The 22,612-nt window shown below is 70.8% G+C and carries 18 protein-coding genes; 7 read left to right on the top strand and 11 right to left on the bottom strand.

Annotated elements, in window-relative coordinates; translation table 11 throughout:
• Positions 1-54: 54 nt before the first annotated feature.
• Positions 55-414 (top strand): TIM-barrel domain-containing protein, encoded by a 360-nt coding sequence (locus tag HMPREF1529_RS01835; RefSeq protein ID WP_016463469.1) that lies wholly within the window; start codon positions 55-57, stop codon positions 412-414.
• Between the two features lie 197 nt (positions 415-611).
• Complete coding sequence (locus HMPREF1529_RS01840; RefSeq protein ID WP_232212030.1) at positions 612-1,472, top strand: endonuclease domain-containing protein; 861 nt, start codon at positions 612-614, stop codon at positions 1,470-1,472.
• A 146-nt stretch (positions 1,473-1,618) separates the two neighbouring features.
• On the opposite strand, the gene HMPREF1529_RS01845 is transcribed toward HMPREF1529_RS01840, so the two are convergent.
• From HMPREF1529_RS01845 to HMPREF1529_RS01875, 7 genes are all read right to left on the bottom strand, one after another.
• Positions 1,619-3,436: an ABC transporter ATP-binding protein gene (locus tag HMPREF1529_RS01845; protein WP_016463471.1), complete on the bottom strand. Its 1,818-nt coding sequence runs from the start codon at positions 3,434-3,436 to the stop codon at positions 1,619-1,621.
• Positions 3,433-5,298 (bottom strand): ABC transporter ATP-binding protein, encoded by a 1,866-nt coding sequence (locus HMPREF1529_RS01850; RefSeq protein ID WP_016463472.1) that lies wholly within the window; start codon positions 5,296-5,298, stop codon positions 3,433-3,435. The genes HMPREF1529_RS01845 and HMPREF1529_RS01850 overlap by 4 nt, the downstream gene beginning before the upstream one ends.
• A gap of 365 nt (positions 5,299-5,663) precedes the next feature.
• Positions 5,664-6,158 (bottom strand): methylated-DNA--[protein]-cysteine S-methyltransferase, encoded by a 495-nt coding sequence (locus HMPREF1529_RS01855; RefSeq protein WP_016463473.1) that lies wholly within the window; start codon positions 6,156-6,158, stop codon positions 5,664-5,666.
• Positions 6,155-7,687 carry a DNA-3-methyladenine glycosylase 2 family protein gene (locus HMPREF1529_RS01860; RefSeq protein WP_016463474.1) on the bottom strand — a complete coding sequence of 511 codons (1,533 nt, stop codon included), beginning with the start codon at positions 7,685-7,687 and terminating at the stop codon, positions 6,155-6,157. Before HMPREF1529_RS01860 ends, HMPREF1529_RS01855 begins: the two co-directional genes overlap by 4 nt.
• A 101-nt stretch (positions 7,688-7,788) precedes the next feature.
• Complete coding sequence (gene purH / locus HMPREF1529_RS01865; RefSeq protein ID WP_016463475.1) at positions 7,789-9,399, bottom strand: bifunctional phosphoribosylaminoimidazolecarboxamide formyltransferase/IMP cyclohydrolase; 1,611 nt, start codon at positions 9,397-9,399, stop codon at positions 7,789-7,791.
• 33 nt (positions 9,400-9,432) lie between these two features.
• On the bottom strand, positions 9,433-10,038 hold the full coding sequence (gene purN, locus HMPREF1529_RS01870; RefSeq protein ID WP_016463476.1) for a phosphoribosylglycinamide formyltransferase: 606 nt from the start codon (positions 10,036-10,038) through the stop codon (positions 9,433-9,435).
• A gap of 4 nt (positions 10,039-10,042) precedes the next feature.
• Positions 10,043-11,299, bottom strand: a complete 1,257-nt coding sequence (locus HMPREF1529_RS01875; RefSeq protein WP_016463477.1) for a cell division protein PerM — start codon at positions 11,297-11,299, stop codon at positions 10,043-10,045.
• Between the two features lie 95 nt (positions 11,300-11,394).
• Between HMPREF1529_RS01875 and HMPREF1529_RS01880 the strand changes: the two genes are divergently transcribed.
• On the top strand, positions 11,395-12,849 hold the full coding sequence (locus tag HMPREF1529_RS01880; protein WP_016463478.1) for an NCS2 family permease: 1,455 nt from the start codon (positions 11,395-11,397) through the stop codon (positions 12,847-12,849).
• 161 nt (positions 12,850-13,010) lie between these two features.
• Here HMPREF1529_RS01880 and sucD read toward each other — a convergent pair whose 3' ends face one another.
• Together sucD and sucC are read right to left on the bottom strand one after the other, a co-directional pair.
• Positions 13,011-13,913: a succinate--CoA ligase subunit alpha gene (gene sucD, locus HMPREF1529_RS01885; protein WP_016463479.1), complete on the bottom strand. Its 903-nt coding sequence runs from the start codon at positions 13,911-13,913 to the stop codon at positions 13,011-13,013.
• 30 nt (positions 13,914-13,943) lie between these two features.
• Positions 13,944-15,110, bottom strand: a complete 1,167-nt coding sequence (gene sucC / locus HMPREF1529_RS01890; RefSeq protein ID WP_005047945.1) for an ADP-forming succinate--CoA ligase subunit beta — start codon at positions 15,108-15,110, stop codon at positions 13,944-13,946.
• Positions 15,111-15,300: 190 nt separating this feature from the next.
• Between sucC and HMPREF1529_RS01895 the strand changes: the two genes are divergently transcribed.
• On the top strand, positions 15,301-15,978 hold the full coding sequence (locus HMPREF1529_RS01895; RefSeq protein WP_005047942.1) for a TetR/AcrR family transcriptional regulator: 678 nt from the start codon (positions 15,301-15,303) through the stop codon (positions 15,976-15,978).
• Between the two features lie 195 nt (positions 15,979-16,173).
• On the opposite strand, the gene HMPREF1529_RS01900 is transcribed toward HMPREF1529_RS01895, so the two are convergent.
• Positions 16,174-17,901 carry an acyl-CoA dehydrogenase gene (locus HMPREF1529_RS01900; protein WP_016463480.1) on the bottom strand — a complete coding sequence of 576 codons (1,728 nt, stop codon included), beginning with the start codon at positions 17,899-17,901 and terminating at the stop codon, positions 16,174-16,176.
• Positions 17,902-18,054: 153 nt separating this feature from the next.
• On the opposite strand from HMPREF1529_RS01900, the gene HMPREF1529_RS01905 reads away from it, so the two are divergent.
• From HMPREF1529_RS01905 to HMPREF1529_RS01915, 3 genes are all read left to right on the top strand, one after another.
• Positions 18,055-19,101, top strand: coding sequence for an ATP-dependent DNA ligase (locus HMPREF1529_RS01905; protein WP_036282630.1), 1,047 nt, complete (start codon positions 18,055-18,057; stop codon positions 19,099-19,101).
• A 263-nt stretch (positions 19,102-19,364) separates the two neighbouring features.
• Entirely contained in the window at positions 19,365-20,687 is a 1,323-nt protein-coding gene (locus tag HMPREF1529_RS01910) for a threonine/serine ThrE exporter family protein (RefSeq protein ID WP_005050355.1), read from the top strand.
• A 36-nt stretch (positions 20,688-20,723) separates the two neighbouring features.
• On the top strand, positions 20,724-21,890 hold the full coding sequence (locus tag HMPREF1529_RS01915) for an AI-2E family transporter (protein WP_016463482.1): 1,167 nt from the start codon (positions 20,724-20,726) through the stop codon (positions 21,888-21,890).
• A 12-nt stretch (positions 21,891-21,902) separates the two neighbouring features.
• On the opposite strand, the gene HMPREF1529_RS01920 is transcribed toward HMPREF1529_RS01915, so the two are convergent.
• The gene (locus HMPREF1529_RS01920; protein ID WP_016463483.1) at positions 21,903-22,571 is read right to left on the bottom strand and encodes a hypothetical protein; all 669 of its coding nucleotides are present in this window, start codon (positions 22,569-22,571) and stop codon (positions 21,903-21,905) included.
• Between the last annotated feature and the right edge of the window lie 41 nt (positions 22,572-22,612).

Consider the following 22,612-nt stretch of genomic DNA (forward strand, 5'->3'; position numbering starts at 1 on the left):
TCCACAAAACTCTTGCGTCGGCGACGCCGACCGCTCTATCGTGATCACCAGCTCATGCCCTACCTGCATCAGCTCGGCGTGGATGCCGCGCGCACCGGCATCCCCCTGCTGCGTCCGATGGCCCTGGAGTTCCCGGATGACCCGGCCGTCGCCTACCTGGATCGCCAGTACACGCTCGGCCCCTCGCTGCTGGTCGCGCCGGTGATGTCGACGAGCGGGGAGGTGGAGTTCTACCTGCCGGACGGTGAGTGGACCTCGCTGCTGAGCGGCGAGCACGTCACCGGCGGGCGGTGGCGCCGCGAGAACCATGGATTCGAGACCCTGCCGCTGTACGTGCGCCCCGGCGCCGTGCTGGCGTGGGGCGCACGCGAAGACCGTCCGGATTATGACTACCTCGACGCGGCATCCGACTGACCGCCGCGGTCGCTCGGGGTGGCCACTGTCGCGTCACCAGATGCGGAGATGAGCAACGGATGCGGATGCCGCGCGCCTCGGCATCCGCATCTGTTCACCTGCTCCGCATCCGCTCCTCTGACGGAGGCTCCTCCCCAGGAGCAGACATGAAGCAGGTTGTGCACGATCGCCCGCAGAGGAGTCCGCAGCGTTGCGCGGTGGGCGAAGCTGAGACGGTGGGGATCGGGGAGCTGGTGGCGGCGGGTGGCGGCATCGTGCATCGACAGGTGGTGCTCGATGCCGGCATCCGCCCCGCTGCGTTGCGGGCAGCCATCGCGGCGGGGGAAGTGCGCCGCGTGCGCCGTTACTGGGTGGCGACGTCCGCGGCCCCGCAAGCCCTGGTGCAGGCCGCCGAGGTCAGCGCCCGACTGGCGTGCGTCTCCGCCGCGAAGCATCGAGGGTGGTGGATGCCGCCGGCCACGACGCTCCGGCCGCACCTGCACGTCCGCGCTCACGCACACCGGCCGCGGGGCGACGACGCGGCGGTGATGCACTGGGATGCGCCGATGGTGCCGTCGCACCCGTACACCCTCGTGGAGTCGGTGCCCGATGCCCTCGCGCACATCGCCGGGTGCCTGCCGTACGAGGACGCGCTGGTGGTGTGGGAGTCGGCCGTCCGCCTCGAGCGGCTGCCGCTCCCGGTGCTGCGGCGGTACCGCTGGCGCACCCCCGACGCGCGGCGGGTGGCCGCCGACGTCACGGGTCTGAGCGACTCGGGCATCGAAACGCTCTTCGCCTCGCGGATCCGCGCGTTCGGTGTGACGGTGCGCCAGCAGGTGCTGCTGCTCGGACACCGCGTCGACGGCCTCATCGGGAACCGGCTCGTCACCCAGCTCGACGGCTATGCCTTCCACTCCTCGGCCGCCGACCGCGGCCGCGACCTGCACCACGATCGCGAACTGACCGCCCACGGCTACACGGTGCTCCGCTTCACGTACGCCGAGGTCGTGCACCAGTGGCCGCGCGTCGAGACGGCGATCCTCCGCGCGATCGCGCAGGGCCTGCACCTGTCCCGCTGACGCGCCCGCACCGCCCCCTCTCCGCGGCGACCCGGCGCGCATCAGAATCGGACCAACGCAACAGAATCGGATGCCGAGAGCCCCGGCATCCGATTCTGTTGCTCATCTCCGAATCTGCGGTTGTGGAGATGGGCGCGTGGGCGTCGTCAGACGAGCGACTGCTTCCACGCACTGTGCAGCTGCGCGAACTTGCCCGTACCGGCGATCAGCTCCGCGGGGGTGTCGTCCTCGATGATGCGGCCGTGCTCCATCACCAGCACGCGGTCGGCGATCGACACCGTCGACAACCGGTGCGCGATGATGATCGCGGTGCGGTCGGCCAGCAGCGTCTGCAGCGCGGCCTGGATCTGCCTCTCGCTGGGGATGTCCAGCGACGCGGTCGCCTCATCGAGGATGAGCACCGCGGGGTCGGCGAGGAAGGCGCGCGCGAAGGAGATCAGCTGACGCTGTCCTGCCGACACGCGACCGCCGCGCTTGTTCACGTCGGTGTCGTACCCGTCGGGCAGGCGCTCGATGAAGGCGTCGGCGCCGACCGCGCGGGCGGCGGCGCGGATCTCCTCGAACGTGGCGTCAGGCTTTCCGAGCGCGATGTTGTCGGCGACCGTTCCGCTGAACAGATACGCCTCCTGCGTGACCATGACGATGGCACGGCGCAGGTCTTTCGGATGCAGTTCCCGCAGATCGACACCATCGAGCGTCACAGCGCCGCGCGACGGGTCATAGAACCGCGACACGAGCTTGGCGAGCGTCGACTTGCCGGCGCCCGTCGTCCCCACCAGGGCGATGGTCTGACCGGCGGGGATGTCGAGCGAGAAGTGCGGCAGGATCGTGCGTTCGTCGGAGTAGCCGAACACGACGTCTCGGAACTCGACGTGTCCCGCGGCCTTCCACAGGTCGACCGGACGTGCAGGATCGGGAACGGTGGGCTGCTCCTCCAGCACCCCCGAGACCTTCTCGAGGGCGGCGGTCGCCGACTGGTACGAGTTCAGGAACATCGCCACTTCCTGCAGCGGCGAGAAGAAGTTCCGCACATACAGCACGGCGGCCAGCAGCGTTCCCACCAGCAGCGCCCCGTCGACCACCCGCAGACCGCCCCAGAGCAGCACACCGGCCACGGCGAACGCGGAGACCGCCATCATGCCCGGCTCGAACGTTCCGAACAGGCGCAGCGAGCGCACGTTGACGTCGCGGTACTGACCCGACAGCTCGCCGAACTCCTCGTCGTTGCGCGGCTCCTTGCGGAAGGCCTTCACGGCGCGGATGCCGGTCATCGTCTCGACGAACTTGACGATGACCTTGGCGCTGACCACCCGCGACTCGCGGTACGCGCGCTGCGAGTTGCGGTAGAACCAGCGCATCAGCAGGTACAGCGGAATGCCGGCGACTGCGAGGATGACACCCGACTGCCAGTCCAGCAGCAGCAGCGCGATCAGGGTGAAGGCCCCGTAGAGCACGCCCGAAACCAGCTCGTTCAGGCCGCCGTCGAGCAGCTCGCGGATGGAGTCGAGGTCGCTCGTCTGACGCGAGATGATGCGCCCCGACGTGTACGACTCGTGGAACTCGAGGCTCAGTCGCTGCGTGTGCAGGAAGATGCGGGTGCGCAGGTCAAGCATGACAGCCTGCGTCAGCCGCGCGGCCACGACCGCGTACCAGCCGATGAGCGCAGCACCGCCGACGCCGGCGAGGAGGTACACGACGACGATGACGATGGTGGGCATCCAGTCGGCATCCTGCATGGCTTGCGGAAGCGCCGTGTTGAGGCCGTAGGCGATCAGAGCGGGACCGGCCACGCGCAGCGCGGTGGAGATCACCAGCACGACGAGGGCCAGCACGAGCTGCCACCGCAGCGGATCGACGAGCGATCCGAGCAGCCGCAGCGAACGCTGCCGGATGGAGCGCGATTCGTCGCGCGTGTAGTCCGAGCGGTCTTCACCGGTGGTTCCGGCGACGGATGCCGTACTCACAGGTTCACCTCCGTCTCCCGCAGGCGGGTGTTCTCTTGTGCTTCGGCATCCTCGAGGCTCGAGATGACGTGCCGGTAGTGCTCGCTGCTGCGCAGCAGCTCGGTGTGGGTGCCGACGGCGGTGATACGCCCCTCTTCGAGCAGCGCCACCCGGTCGGCGAGGGTGACCGTCGAGGGTCGGTGCGCGATGACGAGGGTCGTCGTGTCGGCCATCACGTCGCGCAGGGCGTCCTCCACGAGCGCCTCGGTGTCGACGTCGAGCGCCGACAGCGGGTCGTCGAGCACGAGCACGGCCGGACGGGCCGCGATCGCACGGGCCAGCGCGAGGCGCTGGCGCTGGCCGCCCGAGAGCGAGAGCCCCTCTTCGCCGATGATCGTGTCGACGCCGTCGGGCAGCTCGTCCACGAAACCGGCCTGCGCGACGGCGAGCGCCTCACGCAGCACCGCCTCGGCCTGCGCGCTGCCCGGCGCCAGGTCTTCACGACCCAGCAGCACGTTCTCGCGCACGGTCTGGGAGAACAGTGTCGAGTCCTCGAAGGCCATGCCGACGTGGGTGCGCAGCTCTTTCAGGGTGAGGTCGCGGACGTCCACGCCATCGATCGTCACGCGCCCTGCGGTGACGTCGTACAGGCGAGCGGGCAGGGTGGTCAAGGTCGTCTTGCCCGATCCGGTGAGCCCCACGAGCGCCATGGTCTCGCCCGGCACGAGCGTGAGATCGATGCCGTCGAGCAGATCCCGCTCCCGCGCCGCGGCATCCTGATAGCGGAAGTGCACACCCTCGAACGCGAGTGCGCCGCGCGATGCGCCCAGCACGACGGGCGCGGCGGGATCGGTGATCGTGTTCTCCTCGTCGAACACCTCGAAGATGCGGTCGCTCGCGGTGCGGGCGTCGAGAAGGAACGAGAAGAGGAAGCCGATCGACTCCATCGGCCAGCGCAGCACGGTGGCCATCGCGAAGAACGCGACGAGCTCGGCGATGCCGAGCTGGCCGAGCTGCTGCAGCACGATGCCGACGCCGAGGCACAGCGCGAACGCGATCTCGGGCAGCAGCACGAGCCAGAACCAGATCCAGCCGACGGCGCGCGCTTTGCTCAGCTCGGTCTCGCGGAGGGTCTCGGCCTGACGGGTGAACTTGAGGAGGGCGTGCTTTCCGCGCCCGAACGCCTTCAGCACGCGGATGCCGTGGACGCTCTCCTCCACGCTGGTCGCGAGGTCTCCGGCCTGGTCCTGGCTCTGGCGGGCGAGCGTGCCGTAGGTCTTCTCGAACCGGTAGCCGGCGTACCAGAGCGGGGCGCAGACGATCAGGAAGGTGACGCCGAGCGCCCAGTGCCAACGGAACAGCAGCGCCATCCCCACGAGGATCGTCAGCAGGTTGACGACGAGCAGGACGATGCCGAAGGCCATCCAGCGCCGCAGCATGCTGATGTCCTGCATCATGCGCGAGAGCAGCTGTCCCGACTGCCAGCGGTCGTGGAACGCGACCGGCAGGCGCTGAAGGCGTTGGTAGAAGCTCGTGCGCAGGTCGTACTCGACCTTGGTCGACGGTGCCAGTACGAACCAGCGCCGCAGCCACACCATGACGGCTTCGAGCAGGCCGAGCACCAGGATGAGAGCGGCGCCCCACACGAGCTGGCTGCGATCGCCGGTGGCGCTCGCTCCCGCGGCGATCGGGCCCTGCACGAGCACTTCGAGCACGAGCGGGATCGAGAGGGCGAGCAGGCTCGCCACGAGCGCACTGACGGCGCCCGCCACGAGGCGGGGCAGGACGGATCGGGCGAAGGGGTACAGGCGTGCGAGCGCGCGCACCGTCGACAGGCGTTCGACGGGAGGGGCGAGCTCGGAGGGCGAAGAAGAGGAGGTCATGATCCTTGCGGAGGGGTGGAACGGATGCCGGGGTCACGCGGCCGGCGAAAGGTGACGGGTGGGCGCACGAAGGCGCGGCAGGACGGAAAGCCCTGTCGGAGGTAACGCGCGGCGGGACGATGCCGCCGAAGGAGGACGCGCGGCGCGTTATCCCCGACCGATTCCGGCGGCCTCGAACGCGGCCGGGGCGGCGTTCGACGGACGGAGGAAGGCGGGCTTCGTGGTGACGATGGCCGTGGACATGGCTTCCTCCAGGGAGTCGGTGAACGGGGACTGCGGCCCACGCGGTTTCCGCACGGGCGCGACAGCCCTCCAGCCTATGCCGCCGCGTTCACCGGGGGCAAGGGTTTTTTCACAGCGGCGCCTCAGGCGCGCGCGACCGACTCCCGCGCGAGCAGCGCGCGCTTCACGTCGAGACCCCAGGCGAAACCGCCGAGGCCACCGCCCGTGCGGAGCACCCGATGGCAGGGCACGAACAGGGCCGGGGCGTTGCGGGCGCAGATGGATGCCGCGGCGCGCACGGCCGCGGGCCGTCCCAGCGCGGCGGCGAACTCGGCGTACGTGAGGGGATGACCCGCAGCGATGCGGCGCAACGCCGCCCACCCTTCGAGTTGCAGAGCGGTGCCGGTCTGGGCGACGGCGACCGTGTCGATCGCCGTCAGGTCTCCCGCGTAGTACGCGTCCACGGCGGACGCGGCATCCGTCTCCCCCTCGCGGATGTCCGCGGCAGCGAGGGCGATCCGGCCGAGGATGGCAGCGGGGTCGGCGCTCCAGCCGCTCGCGAGCACGCGTCCGCGGTCATCGGTGAGCAGCGTGAAGGGGCCGTCGGCAGTGGGGATCGTCTGGATGGTCGCGGTCATCGAGGGCTCCGTTCGCGGGGTGCGGTGCGTGCGCGGGGGGCACGGATCGCCGTCGTCGGCGCGGCGCGCCAGAGGTGGGCGGTGAGATAGCTGCGCCAGGGCGCGGCACGGACGGCCCACGCCTCGTACCCGCGCGGGTCGGCGGGGATGCCCGCCGCTGCCGCTCCGGCGCGGACGGCGACATCGCCGGGCAGGGTGATGTCGGGGTCGCCGAGCACGCGCATGCGCACGTAGTCGGCGGTCCAGGGCCCGACGCCGGGCAGTGCCAGCAGCGCCTCGCGCTGAGCGAGGCTGTCATCGCCGGGACCCAGCTCGAGCGCGCCCGAGGCGAGCGCCGCAGCGGCACCGGTGACCGCGCGGATGCGCGCGGCGGGGCCGCGCAGCACCTCGGCGCCGTGCTCGGCGATGGCCGCCATCGTGGGAAAGAGGCGGTCGAGGCCGTCGTGCGGCGCCACGCGCTCCCCCAGTTCGGCCGTCAGCGCGGTCAGAGCCGTGCGCGCGGCCGCGACGGTGATCTGCTGACCGATCATCGCGCGGATGAGCATCTCGTGCGGGTCGGCGGCGCCGGGCACGCGGATGCCGCCGGTCGCCGCGACCAGCGGCGCGACGACAGGATGCGCCGACAACGCGGCATCCACCGCCGTCGGGTCGGCGTCGAGGTCGAACAGCCGCCGTACGCGGCTCACCAGCACAGGAAGATCGCCGAGGTGGGTCAACCGGGCGTTCAGCCGCAGCTTCCCCGCGCCATCGAGCCGGATCGCGAACCACACCGGACCCCCGGGCAGCCGCAGAACGCGGGCGAACGCGTCGTCGCCGGCCTCCTCGACCCCCGCGACGGCGCGGGCGCGCATCCAGGCGAACAGCCCGGCGGCGTCGAACGGCGTGCGGTACGGCAGCACGAGGTCGATCGTCCCCGCCGCAGGGGTGCTCACCGTGCGCGCCGCCGCCGGTCGGCGCGCACGCAGGTCGCTCGGCGAGAGGCCGAACACCTCGCGGACCGTGTCGTTGAACTGACGGACGCTCGCGAATCCGGCGGAGAAGGCGACGTCGGCGGCCGTCAGGTCGGTGGATACGAGGAGCATCCGCGCGGTGTGGGCCCGCTGAGCGCGGGCGAGCGCGAGGGGCCCGGCGCCGAGCTCGGCGGTGAGCAGGCGCGTGAGGTGGCGGGCCGAGTAGCCGAGGCGGCGCGCGAGCCCCGGAACACCCTCGCGCTCGACGACGCCGTCGGCGATGAGCCGCATCGCGCGTCCGGCGATGTCGCCGCGCAGGTCCCACGCGGGCGAGCCGGGCGCGGCCTCGGGCAGGCACCGCTTGCAGGCTCGGTACCCCGCCTCGTGCGCGGCCGCCGACGTGGGATAGAACGTGACATTGGCGGGCTTGGGCGTGCGCGCGGGGCAGCTGGGACGGCAGTAGATGCCGGTCGAACGGACGGCCGTGACGAACTGGCCGTCGAAGCGCACGTCGCGGGCGTCGATGGCGCGGTAACGCTCGTCGAACGTCATCGCGGCGGTGGCGTCGACGTGTGGCATGCGTCCAGCCTGACACGGCTGCGCGCCACCCGCTCGCGGAAATCGGACACGGCAGCGCGCGGCATCCGCCCTGCCCCGTGGATGCCGCGGCGTCAGCCGGATCAGTGGAAGAAGTGACGCTCTCCGGTGAAGAACATCGTCACGCCCGCGGCGCGTGCCGCGTCGATGACCTCCTGGTCGCGCACCGAGCCTCCGGGCTGCACGATGGTGCGGATGCCGGCGTCGATCAGCACCTGCGGACCATCGGCGAAGGGGAAGAACGCGTCGGATGCGGCCACCGAGCCCGCGGCGCGGTCTCCGGCGCGCTCGACGGCGAGGCGGCACGAGTCGACGCGGTTGACCTGTCCCATGCCGATGCCGACGGTCGCGAGCCCCTGAGCGAGCACGATCGCGTTGGACTTGACGGCGCGGCAGGCCTTCCACGCGAAGATGAGGTTCTCCATCTCCTCCGCGCTGTCGGGGCGCTCGCCGGAGACGAGCTCCCAGTCCTTCGCGACCGACTCGATGTCATCGGGGAAGCGGTCGGCATCCTGCAGCAGGAGCCCGCCGGAGAGCAGCCGCACGTCCATCGGCTCCTGCCGCCAGTCGGCGGGAAGGCGGAGCACACGCAGGTTCTTCTTCAGGGCGAAGACTTCCAGCGCCTCCGGCTCGAAGTCGGGGGCGACGATGACCTCCGTGAAGATGTCGCGGAGGTTCTCGGCCATCTTCAGGGTGACCGTGCGGTTCGCCGCGATCACGCCGCCGAACGCCGAGACGGGGTCGCACTCGTGCGCGCGCAGATGCGCCGATGCGATGGGATCGAGCGCGTTGGGCGCCGCGACCGCGATGCCGCAGGGGTTGGCGTGCTTGATGATCGCCACGGCCGGCTTGACCATGTCGAAGGCCGCGCGCAGGGCCGCATCGGCGTCGACGTAGTTGTTGTACGACATCTCCTTGCCCTGGATCTGCTCGGCCTGAGCGATGCCGTGTGCGCCGGCGCGCGTGTAGATCGCGGCCCGCTGGTGCGAGTTCTCCCCGTAGCGGAGCGTGCTCAGCCGCTCGGCCTTGATCGTGAGGTGCTGGGGCAGGTCGCCCTCGGCCTCGAGGGTCTCCTCCGCGAACCAGGTGGCGACCGCGCGGTCGTACGCGGCGGTGTGCGCGAAGGCGCGCGCGGCGAGCTCGCGGCGCTGGGCGAGCGAGGTGCCCCCGGCGCCGAGCGCCTCGATGATCGCGGGGTAGGACGCCGGCGAGACCGCGATGGCGACGTTCGCGAAGTTCTTCGCCGAGGCGCGCACCATGGCCGGCCCGCCGATGTCGATCTGTTCCACGACCGCGTCCCCGACGGCACCGGAGGCGACGGTCTCGACGAACGGGTAGAGGTTCACCACGACGAGTTCGAAGGGCAGGATGCCGAGGGCATCCAGCTGCGTCTCGTGGTCTTCGAGCCGGAGGTCGGCCAGAAGGCCCGCGTGCACGCTGGGGTGCAGCGTCTTCACGCGCCCGCCCACCGACTCGGGGAACCCGGTGATCTCGGCCACATCCTTGACGGCGAGGCCCGCGTCGCGCAGGAGCGCCGCCGAGCCGCCGGTCGACACGATCTCGACGCCCGCGGCATCCAGGGCCTGAGCGAGCGGCAGCAGGTCGGTCTTGTCGCTCACCGAGATGAGCGCCCGGCGGACGGGCACGAGGTCACGGGATCGGTAGAGGGTGGGATCGACGGCAGGACCGGCCATGCGGGGCTCCAGTGTTCGAGGTGGATCGGTTCTTCAGGACGCAGCCGCGTCGGAGGCGACGGCGGACAGCTGGAGCTCTCCGGACGCGACCGCGCGGACGACATCGATGAGCAGGCGCCGTTCGACCGGTTTGATGCGCTCGTGCAGGCTCTGCTCGGTGTCGTCGGGCAGCACGGCGACGCGCTCCTGGGCCAGGATCGGCCCGGAGTCCACCCCGTTGTCGACGACGATGACACTCGCCCCGGTCTGGGTCACGCCGGCCGCGAGGGCGTCGCGGACGCCGTGGGCGCCCGGGAACTCGGGCAGGTAGGCGGGGTGGGTGTTGATGATGCGGGGTGCCCACGCGTCGACGACCGACGCCGGAAGCAGCCGCATGAGACCGCTCAGCACCACCAGATCGGGGGTCCACACCCGCAGCTGGCGGTCGAGTTCCTCGCCCCACTGCTCGCGCGTCTCGAACTCCCGGAAAGGCACGAGGAAGGTCGGGATGCCGAAGGCTTCGGCGTGGGCGAAGCCTTCCGCCTCGCGATCGGCGCCGACGACGACGATGCGTGCCGGGAATGCGGGGTCGGCGGCAGCCTCGAGGAGGGCTCGGAGATTGGAGCCGGTGCCCGAGATGAGTACGGCGACCGTCAGCACCCGGTCAGTCTACCGGCGCGCCGGCGGGGTCTCTGGTGTGCGCCGGGGAGAAGAGCGCGATCGCGGCTCCGACGGCGAGCTCGACACCCACGCAGAACGCGAACGGACCGGCGGCCGGTCCGACGGTGCTGAGGCGTCCGGGCCCGACCGCGCCCGATGCGAGGACCGCCAGCAGCGCCGCCGCGGCGGCTCCGAGCACGACGATCACGCCGAAGACGAACAAGCGCACAGCCGTGGTCGACTCCCGCGGCGCGCCGAGCTCGTCAACGGACGCGAGGCGGGTGCGGCCGGTCGCTCCGGCGACGAAGCCGACGGCGACGACCACCAGGACGAGCGCGAACAGCCACGGCGAGGGGGTGTCGGGGATGAGGCCGAGAGACGGGATGCCGGGCAGGACGCCGAGAGTCGTCCCGGCGGGCGACACGGCGGTGCCGGCGCCGACCGCGAAGCCCGGCCCGGCGGCGAACGAGGCGCCCCACACGATGAGGGTCGGCAGGTAGACCAGCTGCCCGAAGGAGAGCACCGCGCCGCCGAGCACATCGACGTGCGCCGCCTCGAAGAGGGCGACGACCTGCCCTCCGCGCAGCACTGCGGCCGCAGCGACGACGAGCGCACCGACGCCGACGAGCCCGGCGACGGCGGCGGCGAGGCCCCGGGCTGCCGCCGAGACGGCACTCACCCACGGGTGACCCCGGCGTGCATCGACGCCGTCGATCCGGTCGCGGAGGCCATCGATGAGACCGTCGTCTCCGATCCGCCACGCTTCGACGACGGCGCCCACCAGGGCGGGGACGGCGAAGACGAGAGTGGGCAGCAGGATCGCCTGCCATCCGTAGACGGCGGCGACGGGCGTGCGCGAGGTGGCCCAGAGGGCGGCGGCGAGCAGAAGCGTGACGAGCGTGCCGGCAGCCACCCCCACCGCCCACGCCCCGGAGCGGGCGGCACGGGCGCCGGAGCGCGCCGCGAAGAGGGCCGTGAAGACGGCGAGCGCGAGCGGCGCCAGCGAGACGACGAACGACGCCGCCTGCGGCGCGATTCCGGTGGCGACGAGGTAGTCCTCACCGAGCGTGATGTGCAGCGGGACCAACTGACCGAGCTGCCAGATGCGCACCGCCGCGGGCCACAGTGCCCCCCAGTCGGCCGTGCCCCCCAACGCCATCACCCAGAAGACCGTGAGGGGTGCGAGCACGACGGCGACACCGACGGCCGCCGCGATGAGGGCATCGACGGCGGCGAGAAGGAGGACGAGCAGGCGGTTCATGCGGGTTCGACCCTACCTACCCGGGTGAGGAGCCGGCGCGGGGCGCGCGGGGCGGAGGCGGCGCGGCATCCACTACGGTTCTGGATGGAGGATCCATGCCCGCTACACCCACGTCCGCCGCCCGTTCCGCCGACGCCCCGCGCGGGGCGCTCGACCGCTTCTTCGAGATCAGCCGTCGCGGCTCGACGATCGGCGGCGAGATCCGCGGCGGACTGGTCACCTTCGTCACGATGGCGTACATCGTGATCCTCAATCCGATCATCCTGTCGGGCAAGGCGGACATCGCCGGCAACGAGCTGGCGTTCTCCGCCGTGGGGGCAGCGACCGCCCTGACCGCCGGGGTCATGACGATCCTGTTCGGCCTGGTCACGCGTCTGCCGTTCGCGTTCGCGGCCGGACTCGGCATCAATGCCTTCCTCGCGTTCAGCGTCATCCACGAGGTCACCTGGCCAGAGGCGATGGCCCTCGTGATGATCAACGGGATCATCATCGTGCTGCTGGCCGCCACGGGCCTGCGAAAGCTCATCTTCGACGCGGTGCCGGTGCAGCTGAAGCTCGCCATCACCGTCGCGATCGGTCTGTTCATCGCCTTCATCGGGTTCGTGAACTCCGGGTTCGTGACGGCGACCGGATCCAACTCCCCGCCGGTCGGACTCGGCATCGGCGGCTCGGTCGCGTCGATACCGACGCTCATGTTCGTCCTGACGCTGCTGGTCACGGGCGTGCTCGTGGCCCGCAAGGTGAAGGGCGGCATGCTGATCGGCCTCGTCGGCGGCACGGTCGTCTCGGTGATCGTGGAGGCCATCTGGCACCTCGGTTCGGCGACCGATCACCCGGGCGGATGGGGCCTGACGATCCCCGCCCTCACCGGGTCGCCCGTCAGCATCCCCGACCTGAGCCTGCTCGGCGCCGTCGACTTCGACTTCGACATCGGCAAGGTCGGCATCGTCGCGCTCATCATGCTCGTGTTCACGCTCGTGTTCTCGAACTTCTTCGACGCGATGGGCACGATGACCGGTCTCGCGAAAGAGGCGGGGCTCGCCGACGAGAAGGGCGACTTCCCCCGCATCAAGTCCGCGCTCGTCGTCGAAGGCGTCGGCGCCGTCGTGGGAGGCGCGACCTCCTCGTCATCGGCAACCGTGTTCATCGAGTCGGGCTCCGGAATCGGCGAGGGCGCCCGCACGGGGCTCGCCAACGTCGTGACCGGTGTGGTCTTCCTCCTGGCGATGTTCTTCACGCCGCTCACCTCGATCGTGCCGACCGAGGTCGCCGCCGCGGCGCTCGTGATCGTCGGCGCGATGATGATGGCGCAGGTCAAGCACATCGACCTCGGCGACTTCAGCGTGCTGCTGCCGGTGTTCCTGACGGTTTCGGTCATGCCGATGACGTACTCGATCGCCAACGGCATCGGCGCCGGCTTCATCAGCTGGGTGGTCGTGCGCTCCCTCTCCGGAAAGGCGAAGGAGATCAGCCCGCTGCTGTGGGTGGTCGCCGTCGGCTTCCTGATCTACTTCGCGCGCGGCCCGATCCAGATGCTGCTCGGCGGCTGACCCGCGCCCCCTCCCCCTCCCGCGAGCCGCTACGTTCCGCGCGAGCTGCCACGCCAGTTCGTGGCGGCTCGGCGGGTTCGTAGCGGCTCGGCAGGGGGGCAGATGGAGCGAGGGGGTGGATGCCGCAGCATCCACCCCCTCTCTCGTCGAGCGTCAGAGCGTCAGAGCGTCTCGATGATCTCCCGCATGAGGGCAGCCGTCTCGGACGGGGTCTTGCCGACCTTGACGCCGGCGGCCTCGAGGGCTTCCTTCTTGGCCTGCGCGGTGCCCGCGGACCCGGAGACGATGGCACCGGCGTGGCCCATCGTCTTGCCCTCGGGTGCCGTGAAGCCCGCGACGTAGCCGACGACGGGCTTCGTGACGTTGGCCTTGATGAACTCGGCCGCACGCTCCTCGGCGTCGCCGCCGATCTCGCCGATCATCACGATCGCCTTGGTCTCGGGATCGGCCTCGAACGCGGCGAGCGCATCGATGTGCGTCGTGCCGATGATGGGGTCGCCGCCGATGCCGATGGCCGTCGAGAAGCCGAGGTCGCGCAGCTCGAACATCATCTGGTAGGTCAGGGTGCCCGACTTCGACACGAGGCCGATCGGTCCCTTGCCGGTGATGTTCGCCGGCGTGATGCCGACGAGCGCCTCACCCGGCGTGATGATGCCGGGGCAGTTCGGACCGATGATGCGGGTCTTGTTGCCCTTGCTCTTCGCGTACGCCCACGCCTCGGCCGTGTCGCCGACGGGCACGCCCTCGGTGATGACGACCAGCAGCGGGATCTCGGTGTCGATGGCCTCGACCATCGCGTCCTTCGTGAATGCCGGCGGCACGAACGCGATCGACACGTCGGCGCCGGTCGCCGCGATCGCCTCGGCGACCGAGGCGAAGACGGGCAGCTCGAGGGGGTTGCCGTCCTTGTCGATGTGCGAGACGGTCGTGCCGGCCTTGCGCGCGTTGACACCGCCGACGACGTTGGTGCCCGCCTTGAGCATCAGCGCGGTGTGCTTGGTGCCCTCGCCGCCGGTGATGCCCTGGACGATGACCTTGGAGTCCTTGTTGAGGTAGATCGACATAGTCCTAGTTCCTTGTTCCGATGCCGCAGCTCAGGCGTTCGCCAGCTCGGCGGCCTTGTCGGCACCCTCGTCCATGCCGGCAGCGAGGGTGACGAGCGGGTTGTTGGCGGCGGCGAGGATGGCACGGCCCTCTTCGACCTGGTTGCCGTCGAGGCGGACCACGAGCGGCTTGGTGGCGGCGTCGCCGAGGATCTCGAGCGCCTTGACGATGCCCTCCGCAACGGCCACGCACGACGTGATGCCGCCGAAGACGTTGACGAACACCGACTTCACCTGCGGGTCGCCGAGGATGACGTCCAGGCCCGCGGCCATGACGGTCGCCGAGGCGCCGCCGCCGATGTCGAGGAAGTTGGCGGGCTTGACGCCGCCGTGGTTCTCGCCGGCGTAGGCGACGACGTCGAGGGTCGACATGACCAGACCCGCACCGTTGCCGATGATGCCGACCTGGCCGTCGAGCTTGACGTAGTTCAGACCGGATGCCTTGGCCTTCGCCTCGAGCGGGTCGGCGGCATCCTTGTCCTCGAGCTCCTCGTGCTCGGGGTGGCGCACCTCGGTGGCGTTGTCGTCGAGCGACACCTTGCCGTCGAGGGCGATGATGTTGCCCGCGGCATCCAGGATGAGGGGGTTGACCTCGACGAGGGTCGCTCCCTCACCGGTGTAGACGTTGTAGAGCTTGACGAACACGTCGGCGACCTTGGGGGCCAGCTCGTCGTCGAAGCCGCCGGCCTTGGCGATCTCGAGCGCCTTGGCGGCATCGATGCCGGTCAGCGGGTCGACCTCGACCTTGGCGAGGGCCTCGGGCTTCTCGACGGCAAGCTGCTCGATCTCCATGCCACCCTCGACCGAGCACAGGCTCAGGTACGAGCGGTTGGCGCGGTCCAGCAGCACCGAGAAGTAGAACTCCTTCTCGATCTGGGCGCCGCCGGCGATCATGACGCGCTTGACGACGTGACCCTTGATGTCCAGGCCCAGGATGGCCTTCGCCGCCTCATAGGCGTCATCGGGGGTCTTGGCGACCTTGACGCCACCGGCCTTGCCGCGGCCTCCGGTCTTGACCTGAGCTTTGACGACCACGACGCCGCCGAGCTTCTCAGCCGCCGCCTTCGCCTCCTCAGGAGTGTCGGCGATGATGCCGGGGAGCACCGGCACCTCGTACTTCTCGAACAGGTCTCGTGCCTGGTACTCGTACAGATCCACGTGCAATCCTTCGCTGGGCGTCAGTGGGTGTCGTGCCGAAGGGTTCTCGGTATCGGAACAAAAGTGCTCAAACAATCTCGATATCGAGAGATCGACCGATCCCCCAGCTTAGTAGACGCACCGCACTGGTCCGGCCGTCGCCCGCCCCGCGCAGCGGCATGCAGGCCCCGGTCGCGTTAGGCTCACGGGCATGGCCGAAGCGTCTCCCACCTCCTCCCGCAACGCCGTCGTCGCCGCTGCGCTGGACCTCTTCGCCGCGCAGGGGTTCGAAGCGACCTCGGTGGAGCAGATCGCGCAGGCCGCCGGGGTCTCCCGGTCGACCTTCTTCCGTCAGTTCGGCGGCAAGGACGACGTCGTTTTCAGCGACCACGACGTGCTCCTCGCGCACCTGCGCCAGAAGCTGACGACCGGCGGCGAGAGCGCCGGACAGAACCCGTGGGCCGCGGCGTGCGCAGCATCGGTCGACGTCTTCCGCCACTTCGCCGCCGAGCCCGAACTCGCCCGCCGCCGCTACGCGGTGGTGCGCCAGGTGCCGGCGCTGCGCGACCGCGAGATCGTGACCGTCTTCCAATACGAGCGGCTCTTCGACGACTACCTGCGCTCCGCGCTCCCGGGCCTCGACCCGATCGACGCCGTAGCGTTCTCTGCCGCCGTCACCGCGGTGCACAACCACGTCCTGCGCCGCCTGCTGCGCGGCACCGAGGACATCCCCGAGTCGGTGCTGACCGACGCCTACGACGAGCTCATGCACCGCTTCGGCGTGCACCCGGACGGCGAGCAGGCACAGAACGACGACGTCGTCGTGGCGACCTTCCCCCGTCGGATGCCGATGGCCGAGGTCGTGCGGCGCCTGCGCGACGAGCTCTGAGCGCGCGCACTGCCCGACCGAACTGCAAGGGTTCGCGGACGGCACGCCGTGATCGCGGCATCCCGTACGGCGTGTCGCCCGACGGGCCTTGCAGTTGCGGCGCGGGACGCCGGAGCGGCGGCGGCCCGGCAGGGCGGCGTGCTTGCGGCGCGGGATGCCGAGGCGGCGGCGGCCCGGCAGGGCGGCGGTCCGCCCTCAGACCGTCTCCCCCGAGGCGACGGTCTCGGCGAGCGCGTGCACGCGCGGCAGGTGGTGCGCGCCGTAGAAGTCCGCCGCGGTCAGCCGCTGCGCGTCGGCCTCCTCCGGGGCGGCGTGGGCCGCGACCGCGACGACCGCCAGCGCGTGCATCCATCCGCCGGCAAGGACGCCGAGGAGCATCAGATAGGGCACGCTGACGGCGTGCGCATCCCGCGGCGCGTCGGCGAAGCCGATGAGATCGGCGGTCGCGCGACGCGCGGCATCCACGGCCCGCTCGAGGCGGTCGGCGGTGCGCGCGGCGACCTCGCCGCCGGCGTAGCGCAGGGCCTCGACGGTGCGTTCGATGTCGGCGAACAGCGCCTCGGCGGTGGCCCCCTGGTTGCGGATGACCTTGCGACCGATGAGGTCGTTGGACTGGATCGCGGTGGTGCCTTCGTAGATCGGCATGATGCGGGCGTCGCGGTAGTGCTGAGCCGCACCGGTCTCCTCGATGAAGCCCATGCCCCCGTGCACCTGGATGGCGTCGCTCGTGAGCGCCACGGCATCCTCCGTCGACCAGCCTTTCAGAATCGGCACGAAGAACTCGGCCATCGCGAGCACGGCGGCATCGTCGGTCTGCTCGGCCCGGTCGAAGAGGTCGGCGACGTAGACGCCCAGCGCGCGCATCGCGAAGACCTCGCTGCGCATTGACAGCAGCAGCCGGCGCACGTCGGGGTGCTCCGCGATCGGCGCCGTCCCCTCGCGACCGAGCACACGTCCCTGCACCCGATCGGCGGCATAGGCCGTGGCCTGCTGGAGCGCGCGGTCGGCGATGCCGGTCGCCTGGAAGCCCATCGCGATACGGGCGGAGTTCATCATCACGAACATTCCGGCCAGTCCCCCGCCGACCTCGCCGACGAGGTAGCCGGTGGCGTCCTCGTAGGAGAGCACACAGGTGGGGCTGCCGTGGATGCCGAGCTTGTGCTCGACAGCGACGGTCGTGACGGCATTGCGATCGCCGAGCGAGCCGTCCGTGTTGACGAGGTATTTGGGTGCGACGAACAGCGACAGCCCCTTGGCCCCGTCGGGGGCACCGGGAGTGCGGGCGAGGACGAGGTGGACGATGTTCTCGGCGACGTCGTGGTCGCCCCAGGTGATGAAGATCTTCTGACCGCGGATCGCATACGTGCCGTCGCCGCGGGGGGTGGCGATCGTGCGGATGGCGCCGAGGTCGGTGCCCGCCGCCGGTTCGGTGAGGTTCATCGTGCCCGTCCACTGGCCCGAGACCAGCTTCGTCAGGTACGTTTCGCGGATCTCATCGGATGCCGCGGCATCCAGCGCATGGATCTGGCCGGCCGTGAGCAGCCAGCACAACGCGAACGCGGCGTTCGACGCGTTCCAGATCTCGCCGAGGCCCGCTCGGATCGCCCCGGGAAGCCCGTCGCCGCCGGCGGAGGTCGGCGCCTCCGCGCTGATCCATCCCGCCTCGACGAAGGCGGCGTACGCGTCGGCGAAGCCGTCAGGCAGACGCACCTGGCCGTCGACGAGGCGCGCACCCTCCCGATCGCCGATGCTCTGCAGCGGCGCGAGGACGGAGGCCGCGAACTCACCGGCCCCGGCGATCACGTCGGCGCCGTCGGCGGCGGTGAGCTCGCCGCCGGTCGCGCGGGCGACGATGTCGAGGCCGAACGCCTCGCCGAACAGGAAGGCGTAGTCGGCGGTGGGTGCCTGGTAGTCAGCGGCCATGGGGACTCCTCGGGTGCGCGCGGCGTCTCGGTGATCGGTCACAACGGAGACAAGAATTGAGACTGCGGACCATCATAAGTGATACTCAGTCTCATCGCGAGTCTCCGGATGCACCCCTGTCGCCCGCGCGTGCCCGCCGTCATGATGAGAGCCATGCCGTACGAGATCCCCGCACCGATGCTGGCGAAGGCCGTCACCACCGTTCCCGACCCGGCCCGCACTCCCGGAGGCCTCGCGTTCGAACCCAAGTGGGACGGGTTTCGCGCGCTCTTGTCGTGGGACGGCGCCGACGTTGAGATCGGCTCGCGCGGCGCGAAGCCGCTCACCCGCTACTTCCCCGAGCTCGTCGCCGCGTGTGCGACGCTGCTGCCCGAGCCGTGTCTGCTCGACGGGGAGATCGTCGTCGCGCTCGAGGAATCCGACGGGCGGCGGCGCCTGTCGTGGGAGGCGCTGTCGCAGCGCATCCATCCCGCCGCGTCCCGCGTCGCCCTCCTGAGCACCGAGACGCCCGCGATGTTCATCGCCTTCGACCTGCTCGCCCGCGGCGAGCACGACCTCCAAGACGAGCCGTTCTCGACCCGACGTGCAGAACTCGAAGACCTCCTGCGCGAGGTCCCCGCACCCGTGCACGTCACGCGCACCACGGGCGACCACGACCTGGCGACGCAATGGCTCGCCCGCTTCGAAGGCGCCGGGCTGGACGGGGTGATCGCCAAACCCCTCGCCCTGCCCTATGCGCCCGGAAAGCGGACGATGTTCAAGATCAAGCACGCACGCACGGCCGATGTCGTGCTGCTCGGCTACCGCGTCCACAAGAGCGGCCACGGGGTCGGCTCGCTGCTGCTGGGGCTGTACGACGAGAACGGCGATCTGCGCAACGTCGGCGGGGCCTCGGCGTTCAGCGATGTGCGCAGACGTGAGCTCGTCGATGAGTTGACGCCTCTCGTCGTCACGGATGCCGAGGGCGCGAGCGTCACCGGGCAGACCGACCGCTCGCGTTTCTCCGCCACGAAGGATACGTCCTTCGTCCGGCTGCGGCCGGAGCGCGTGCTCGAGGTGCGCTACGACCAGCTCGAAGGCGCGCGCTTTCGCCACACGGTGCAGTTCGACCGGTGGCGGCCCGACCGCGACCCCCGCTCGTGCACGTTCGCGCAACTGGAACAGGTGCGCGCCTACGACCTGGCAGACGTGCTGACCTGATCGGGGCGCGCGGATCCGACCCGCGCAGCACCGCACGGGCCGGATCCGGCTCTCCCGCGCCGCGCTCGCATCGGCGCCGGGTCCCGGCGGCCGGACATGCGATCCGTTGGTGCGGATGGTGAGGGGCGCTCTCCCCTCCTCCGTGATGCCGACCCTACGCGCGCGGCGCGCGCCGCTCGCGGACCGGCGACCGTGAATATCGGCATCCGTTCTTCCGGCTCGCGCCGCTCGCCCTCGCGGCGTGGCGGTGCGAGGATCGGACCATGGCCCCAGCACCGCCCGACGAGCCGCCCCGTGCGTCAGCCGAGTCCCCGGAGCCGACTCTCACCCAAGAGCTCGCCCTCGAGCCGGTGCAGTTCATCGCGCGCACGGATGCGGTGCTGCGCCTGGGCTCGCTCATGCTGGGGGCGGGTGCATCCTCCGCGCGGGTGCGCGACAGCATGGTGCGTGCCGCCGAGGCGGTGGGCATCGACGACGTGCACTGTCGCGTCGGCATGACCGACATCGTGCTCACCGCCGGGCGCGGTCAGATGTTTCGCACCCGGGTAGCAGAAGTTCCTCGTCCGACCGTCGATGCCGACCGCATGACGGCGCTGAAACGCCTGACGGCGCGTCTGCAGCCGGGCACGTCCCCGGCCCACCTGCAGGGCGAGCTGCGCGAGGTCGAGCGGATGCCGCGACGATACTCCGATCTGACGCGCGTGCTGGCGGCCGCGCTGGCGTGCGCGGCCTTCGCATTGTTGAACAACGGTGGGTGGCAGGAGTTCGTCGCCGTCGGGATCGCGGCGGCGGCCGGCCAGTGGGTGCGGATGCTCATCCACCGCCTGCACACGAACGAGTTCCTCCTCGTGTTCGCCTCGGCGATGACAGCCCTGCTGGTGTACCTGGCCGCCGCGCAGGTGTTCGTCGCCCTCGGCGTTCCCGGCGGACAGCACGACGCGGCACTGACCAGCGCCGTGCTCTATCTCGTTCCCGGCTTTCCGCTGGTGACCGGCGCCCTCGACCTCGCCCGACTGGATCTCAACGCCGGCATCGCCCGGGTCACCTATGCCGTTCTGGTGCTGCTGGCGACAGGAACCGCCGTCTGGGGAGTCGCGACCGTCTTCGACGCGACCGTCACACAGGTCGCCGCCCCCGAATTCGCCGAGCCGTTCCTGTCGCTCGTCCGCCTCGCCGCCGGCTTCGTCGGGGTACTCGGTTTCGCTCTGCTGTTCGGCACGCCCTGGGCGATCGCTCTGACGGCATCGAGTCTCGGCGCCGTCGCGAACGTCGGGCGCTTGGCGCTCGTCGACGCCCACGTCAATCCCGCCGTCGCCGCCGCTGCCGCCGCCCTGGCTGTGGGCCTCGGCGCCTACCTTTTCGGTGATCGGCTGCGCGCCGCGCGCGTGACCCTGACCGTGCCGGCGGTTCTCATCATGGTGCCGGGCGCGGCCGCGTATCGCTCGATCGCCGGCGTCATCGGCGGCGATACCGTCGCGGCGATCCAGAATGCGACGACCGCCGTGTTCGTCGTGGTCGCCCTCGCGATCGGCCTCACCGTGGCACGGGTGCTCACCGAGCGGGAGTGGTCGCTTCCGGCACGGTGACCGGATCGGAGGTGACCGGTCGTCTACGGTCGAGGCATGGGACTGTTCCGCGACCGCACCGTCCGCATCGACCAGCACGGCACGGACGGGGTCCACGTGCGCCCGGTGGGCAAGCCCTGGAGCCTCTGGGCGGATGCATTCGGCGCTCTGGCCATCCGCGCGGTGCAGATCATCGTGGTCGTCGCGCTCGCCGGGGGCATCATCTGGGGGATCCGCCAGCTCACCGTGGTGACGGTCCCGCTCGTGATCGCGCTCATCCTGGCCTCCGCATTCGCGCCGCTCATGGGCTGGCTGCGCGGGCGCGGCATCCCCTCTCTCGTCGCGACGCTGATCACCCTGTTCGCGATCGCTCTGGTCCTCACCGGCGTCGGCTGGCTGATCGTCTGGGCTGTGCGCGACCAGTGGGACGAGCTGGCGACGCAGGCGCAGGGCGGCTTCACCGACCTCATGGCATGGGCCGCCACCCTTCCGTTCCAGATCGATCATGCCCAGATCGACGAGTGGCTGAAGACCCTCACCGACTTCGCGACAAGCGCACAGTTCGGCAGCGGCGCGTTGGCCGGCGTCAGCGCCGTGGCGAACTTCATCACCGGCCTGGTGCTGATGATCGTGATGCTCTTCTTCTTCCTCAAGGATGGCCCCCAGATGTGGGCCTTCCTGCTGCGGCCGTTCCGCGGCGAGCCCTACGAGCGGGCGCTGCGGGTCGGCTCCAAGACGGTGACCGTGCTCGGTTCGTACGTGCGCGGCACGGCGACCGTCGCCGCGGTGGATGCCATCGGCATCCTCATCGGGCTGCTGATCCTGCAGGTGCCGTTGGCCCTGCCGCTGGCGGTGCTCGTGTTCCTGCTCGCGTTCATCCCGATCGTCGGCGCGACCCTCGCCGGCATCCTCGCCGCACTGGTCGCGCTCGTCGCGAACGGCTGGGTCGTGGCCCTGCTCGTGGTGGGCGTCGTCGTGCTCGTCAATCAGCTGGAGGGCAACCTGCTGCAGCCGGTGCTGATGGGACGCTCCATGCAGCTGCATGCCTTCGTGATCCTCATCGCTCTGACCGCCGGCACCGTGCTGGGAGGCATCGTCGGGGCCGTGCTCGCCGTGCCGATCACCGCGGTCGCGTGGGGAATCGTGCAGGTGTGGGACGGCCCGCACACCCCGGCGCGGTGGGCGCGCCCGCACCGCCGCGAAGCGATCTCCCGCACCGACTGACCCGCGGCGGCGTCAGGGGATCCAGACGACGACGCCGTTCTGTCCGCTGAGCAGCGCAGCGACGCCGGCCGCCACGGCGTCGCGGCAGCGCTCGGGCGTGAAGCTCGCCGGATCGTGGTGGGCTGCCTGACCGAGATCCTCGCCGCGGAAGCCGGCTCCGGCCCAGTCGACGGCGAGCACGTTCTGCGTCGGCTCGGCCAGTTCGCCACCCAGGACGAGGAAGGGTTGGTCGAGGTGACTCGCGGTGACGATCGCGAGGGGATCCACGAGTCCGTCGCCCGCCGACATGATGACATCGGCGTGCATGTCGATCGCCTGGGTGATGGCGGGAATGGGGTCATCCCCGGCCCAGACCTCACGGAGGTCAGCGCCCACCTCGCGCGCCCAGGTGCGCACCGCGTCGGTCATCGTCGCGGTCGACGCCTCGTCGCCCATCGTCAGCAGCACGACCCGCATTCCCGCCGCCGGGCGCGCGCCGACCCACGAGCCCGGACTCGGGGTCATCGTCGCCGCCGGCGCCAACGGGGTCGCCGGAAGGAAGCCGGCATCCGCGGCGGCGATCAGGGTGGGCGCGGGGTGGGGCGTGGTCCAGTCCGCGGCGCATCCGGCGAAGGATGCCGCAGCGACCAGCACCGCGGAGGCCGCGGCAGCGGCGGTGAGACGGGAGCGGGCGACACGCACCTCTCCAGCATCGCGTCAGGGGCTGCCGGGCGCGGTACGCA

Origin of the sequence: Microbacterium sp. oral taxon 186 str. F0373, from assembly GCF_000411455.1 — a bacterium.
In the GTDB taxonomy this organism is placed as follows: Bacteria; Actinomycetota; Actinomycetes; order Actinomycetales; family Microbacteriaceae; genus Microbacterium.